The following is a 5,071-nucleotide window of genomic DNA, read 5'->3' as shown; positions in this document are numbered from 1 at the left end:
ATTTCGACTACAAGTCTGGTCAGGAAGAATATTATCCATTACCAGATTTGTCTATTCCTTACAGAACTTTACCCAGAAGATTTGATTTTCCAATTATTACTGAAGTTGATGTTGATGACAGATGCGTATGTGCGGAACAACCCACTGAAGTACACCGACCCCTCCGGCGAAGCCATATTTCTCAAAACCCACGTAGTTATGGAACCAGCCGCGCCGAACCATGCCTCGGTCGTGATTGTCCCCAACAACCAGGAGGCGTATCGAGGAGACCACCGATTCATCGAAGGTTACAACGGGATGGTTTATGCCACCTTAGGGGCTGGCCCAGTCGGCCGTTTGTTCTTCGGAAATAATATCGGCCTCGTCCTGGAGAGCGATAACAATCGGGAGCGGGATGCAGATCTGAATCATGTGACTCAGCTCTATGAATTGGGCATCGGTGAGCGCGCTGAAGCCGATGTGATCAATGATCTCTTTCTCGCAGATTCACTGTACAGGGATCACCTCCAGTACGACCCTTTTCCTTTAGGAAATGATTCGATGGTGCCGCTGAAAAACTTCAACTCCAACTCGTACGTCCGAGGGCTCTTGGCAGCGGTAGGGATTCTCGTCCCGGAAGTGGCCGAGAATCTTCCGGGCTTCAATCAACCGGTACCGGTTGAAGAGTTCCGGCCTCGCTCGACGACTCCCAAGTAACGATCGAGTGGCGGAAATCCTCCTGGCGAGCCGCTGAAGGGCTCTTCCAACCAGAAACACGCAAGGAGCCTGCTGATTCTTTCAGCAGGCTCCTTGGGGTCTGTGGCAAAAAAAGGAATGAACCTACGGCAGCTACCTCCAAGCCTGGACCCACCACCTCAGTCTTCGTAAGTCATCTCCCGATAGCCCGAGACCTTCGACAAATCATGCTCTTCCTGCCAAATAGGAAGCGCCTTCTTGCGCCGATATCTACTCCAGCGCTTGTGCAGGCGATAAACATTGGACCATGCATCAGCTTTCCCATCTGCATGCAGGAGCCTATCCTGCATGTACTTGTTGTTGGTTGCCAACAAGAAGCGGTACGCAAAGATGTCGACCGTACGCATCTCGATCAATCCACGCTCGACCAAGCTCAGCAGCGGGCCGAAAAACGAGAGATAGTTCGCCATGTCGATGATGTCAGCATCCGTAAAAGGATCTTCCTTCTGCTTCTCCTTCTTGGAACACTCCAAGAGCCGATAAATCCGATGCGTTCGTTCACCTGCCAGGAAACTTTCGTTCAGCCGAACGATGAAATCCGCCTCGGTGAGATCTCTCTCCCGCCGCAGCTGATACGCCAGCGCTAACAGCCCGCCGACTGCGGCAGCCTTCGCGGTGAGATCGAGCCCGGTGGCCCAGGATTCTAGATAGTGCCCGCCGGCTCCGAACAACAAGGCTAATGACAGCAGCAATAGGCCAAAGATGATCGCGCGGTTCCTGGATTTCATCGTCCCTCCCGAGAGAAGTCACCGACAACCCGAGAGCTCCGCCTGGGTTGTCTGAACAAGAAGATTTCCCAAGCAAGACGCGCACCACAGCGGTGCCGCCGGCAGCCTGGACTGATCGAATCGAAGACGCCGAGTGTAACAGCCCCACAGAAGTGCGGGAAATCTCGAGAATTGTCGCAGCCCCTGGCGCTACTTCACCATCCAGCCGAGCTCCCTCCGGCAGGTGTCATCAGAAAGAATCAGTCACACTCCAGCGCAGGATCGACCTCGTGCCCCACCCACAGCACGGCGAAGGGGCCCTGGATGGAGAGCCCCAGGGCCTTCCAATCCTTCTCCCACGGCCCCTGGTTGAGAATCACCTCCCGATGGCCTCCCCGACTGCTCTTCCACCCCTGGAAGGCCCGTTCCGCGGTGGCCTCTCCACCGTCCCAAAAGGCGTTCTCATAGCCGAAGTGCGGATACTCCGTCCCCAGCCGCTCCGGCGCCTGCCACATGCAGGAAAAGGTCGCGGAGTCGCCGGCATCGTAGGGGCAATCCTGCCAACCGTGGGTCAGGCGCCCCTGGGCCAGGAGGTCTTCGACATGGAGGCGGGCGACCAGGGTGAGGGATGGCGAGACCGGGATGGTGGGCAGATCGTGTTGGGCGCGGTAGGCGTCGATCAGCTCGTAGAGCCTGGATTCCTCCTCGGTGAGGCAGGCCCCCGAGGCGAGATCCTGGGCCTGAAGCTCGGACATGGGCAGGCTCGGCACCAGCACCACCCAAAGTGCTGCGCCAACAACCCATCGCATCAGCGAGCGCAAACCGTTCATCGTCCTTCCTAGTCCCGTCCGTCCCCCGGGGCGTGCCGCGCCGCGGGGGGCATCAAGGGGCCGAGGAGCTCTTCAATCGGGGCGCGATCACACCCTGCAGAGAAGAAGCGCTCTGAGTCATCTTCTCGCCCTTCTGCCCCGAGCTATCTTCGAAGTACAAGAGCTTCATCCGGGCCAGCTCCTGCGCCAAGGGCTGAATATCGTCCTTGTACTCGAAGGAGTAGAGAAACCAATCACCCTTGGGCTTGTAGAAGGTGAAGTGAAAGCTCAGGGGCTGGCGATCGTACGCGACGACGTACCAGAGGTAGATGAATTTGTCTCCGAACTTCTCCTCGGTGAGGAGCTCGTACCCGTGCATTTCGCCGAGAATCTCGGGGAGGGTGATGAACTGCCCTTTGAGAGCACCGATCTGATCCTGGATCGCATCTTGCCAGGGATTCGGGCCGTAGAGATCTTCAATGGCTTTCTTCAGCTCGCCACCCTCCACCGATCCGAAGAATGCATCCAATTGGCCTTGATAACCCATCGGAGGAGCCTTCTCCGCCTCCTGGCAGAAGGCGACCGACGGGGAGACGACGAGGACTGCTACAAGCGAAGCCAGAATGAAAACTCTGAGATACACGCTCTCACCTCCTGGGAATAGGGCACAGAGACTGCCGAGGGGCGGCCTGGAGGGCGAAAATTCGCAATTGGGACCAACGGATTACGCTTATCGGGATTGTATCCCGAACCATCCGCAAGAGAAAGGCCACTGCCCCACTGACCGCCACAGCTCGTCAGCCGCGGGGGTGAACAATGCGGCGCAAGCCGCACAGTTGAGCACGACGGTGGCCCAGAAGATCGTTCGAAACGGCTGCTTCTTCGTCTTGTGGCGTAACAGCTTCCGCGCCGTCAACGCCCCGGGCCAGCCGCCGATCAGCGCCAGCAGGTGGAGGGTGTTCTCTGGGGTGCGCCAATTCCCCTTCCGCGCGGCTCGCTTGTCGAGGGCATAGGCGATGAAAGTGATGAGACTGGCGACCAGGTAGAGCGCCAGGATCAGGAGGAGCTTGGTTTTCACAATCTTCTAATGGGCGAGGCCAGTCTTCTATTGGGCGAGACCAGTGCCCGCCGCTCCCTCGTCAGCCGGCCACCGGACCATAGGCGCCGGGTATCTTGAGCCTCGAGGCCAAGACGATCAATGGACTGACCCAGACTCCGATCCCCAGCAGGACCGAGCTCACGACCGCCCGGAAGGGGGTCCGACACCCGAGCACTCGTTGGTCGAGAACCTAGCCGGCGAGAACGACTCCGACGGCGATCAAGGCGGACAAGATCACCGCGAGCACATTCCCCTACCTCCTCGTTTCTGTTCGGGCCTGTCTCTGTTCGGGCCTGTCCCTCTTTCGCCCTGTCTCCAGACGGCCCTGCTTCTCGGCCTGGGCTGCCCAAGGATCCTGCCTGGGCAGCCCTGAAGAGGACAGCCCTACTCCATGGTGGACCCCACCACTTCCCCGAAGAGCAGGAAGTTCAGGACCGAGCCCTTGCCGCTGAGCTCCCCCTTGCCGAAGAGGACCTCGAAGTCGATATCCTCGGTGGGAGAGTCGGTCACCGCGTCGATACGAAAGTAGGCGCTGACCGTGCACGACTGCCATCCTTCGCTGCCCTGGAAGACCGAGTCCGTGGGTGAGAGGGCAGTGACTTCCTTGGCGTTCACCGCGCCGATCTCATAGTTGAAGCCATTGGCGAGTCCGGCTTCCTCCGCCTTGGCGGCAAAGTTGGACGTGATCCGCACGATATTGCCCGGGACCAGATTCCGCATCTCCAGCAGGGGGGTCCCGCTGCGGCTGGGGTCCCCGCCGACATTGATGTCCGTAACGCCGCTTTTCGATACAAAGTTCGGCATGATTGCCCTCCTTGGATGGCTGTGGTGGTGGCCCTAAATTGCTTCCTTGAAGGAACGATAGCATGAGCCGAAGCACTCCTCTGGTAGACACCTGCACCGCCAACGGATCGTGGTTCAACGGACCCTGAACAACCCCGCAGCCGCCGGGCCGAGTCACCCTTCCGCCCGTCTCAGGCCCTCTCTGACTTGGAGCGCCAGGCAAGGAAAATCGCGATGAGGTACCCCAGCAGCGTCGCGGGGAACGCGTAGAAAGCGAAAGCGCTCAACACCAAGACCACAGTGTAGGCGGTGTCGTTGGGTGAGGCGGCGTCCTCGCGGATTCCCGCCATCAGATCGAACATGACGTGCTCGAGATTCAGCACCGCCAGGGACACCACGATGGCGGAGATCGGAAGCAGCGTCGCAACGGTCGTCCCCAACCACCCGAGGCCCGCCCCGGAGAACAGAAAGCGGATGTACAAAGCGACCCGCCAGGCGGCCACCACGCCGAGAAACCAGGCGTTGGCGGCTTGCGCCGTTTCCAGCGGCAGGAAGCGCTCTACCGGGATGGCGTAGAGCAGGGCCGGCAGGGAGGTGAGCCCGACGAAGACCAGGACGAGGGGATAGGACCACCGGGCAGGGCGCAACGGCAGCACCACGAGGTAGAGCACCAGTGACAGAACGAAGATATAGGCCACGGAACCCAGGCCGGCATATTGCCAGGGCTCCGCGCTGGGGTGATCCCAATAGCGCCCGATGCCCACCAACCAGGTGACCGCGAGCACGTAGAGCAGATAGGGGCGGAGATGATCCCGCAGGTTCGGCCGGATCTTGCGAAAGGCCAGGAAGGCGAATTGGGTGCGGAGGATTTCTTTCCAAGCGGCAGACATCATTGGGCGCCTAACGGACCATCGCCAGATGGCTCTTCCTTCGCCACC

Annotated in this window: 7 protein-coding genes; 1 reads left to right on the top strand and 6 read right to left on the bottom strand. The window is 59.6% G+C overall.

Annotated elements, in window-relative coordinates; all coding sequences use genetic code 11:
- On the top strand, positions 1-696 hold a 696-nt coding region (locus SX243_25035), incomplete at its 5' end, for a hypothetical protein (protein MDY7096254.1).
- 158 nt (positions 697-854) lie between these two features.
- Here SX243_25035 and SX243_25030 read toward each other — a convergent pair.
- The 6 genes from SX243_25030 to SX243_25005 form a co-directional block, all read right to left on the bottom strand.
- Complete coding sequence (locus SX243_25030; protein ID MDY7096253.1) at positions 855-1,463, bottom strand: hypothetical protein; 609 nt, start codon at positions 1,461-1,463, stop codon at positions 855-857.
- A 239-nt stretch (positions 1,464-1,702) separates the two neighbouring features.
- Positions 1,703-2,272, bottom strand: coding sequence for a CAP domain-containing protein (locus SX243_25025; GenBank protein MDY7096252.1), 570 nt, complete (start codon positions 2,270-2,272; stop codon positions 1,703-1,705).
- Between the two features lie 52 nt (positions 2,273-2,324).
- Positions 2,325-2,798, bottom strand: coding sequence for a hypothetical protein (locus SX243_25020; GenBank protein MDY7096251.1), 474 nt, complete (start codon positions 2,796-2,798; stop codon positions 2,325-2,327).
- A 183-nt stretch (positions 2,799-2,981) separates the two neighbouring features.
- Positions 2,982-3,329, bottom strand: a complete 348-nt coding sequence (locus tag SX243_25015; protein ID MDY7096250.1) for a DUF1294 domain-containing protein — start codon at positions 3,327-3,329, stop codon at positions 2,982-2,984.
- A 405-nt stretch (positions 3,330-3,734) separates the two neighbouring features.
- Positions 3,735-4,154, bottom strand: coding sequence for a hypothetical protein (locus SX243_25010; GenBank protein MDY7096249.1), 420 nt, complete (start codon positions 4,152-4,154; stop codon positions 3,735-3,737).
- Between the two features lie 170 nt (positions 4,155-4,324).
- Positions 4,325-5,026 carry a hypothetical protein gene (locus tag SX243_25005; protein ID MDY7096248.1) on the bottom strand — a complete coding sequence of 234 codons (702 nt, stop codon included), beginning with the start codon at positions 5,024-5,026 and terminating at the stop codon, positions 4,325-4,327.
- Between the last annotated feature and the right edge of the window lie 45 nt (positions 5,027-5,071).

This window comes from Acidobacteriota bacterium (assembly GCA_034211275.1).
GTDB lineage: Bacteria > Acidobacteriota > Thermoanaerobaculia > Multivoradales > JAHZIX01 > JAGQSE01.
Note: the sequence above shows the minus strand (reverse complement) of the source record. Positions and strands in the feature narration are given on the sequence as shown.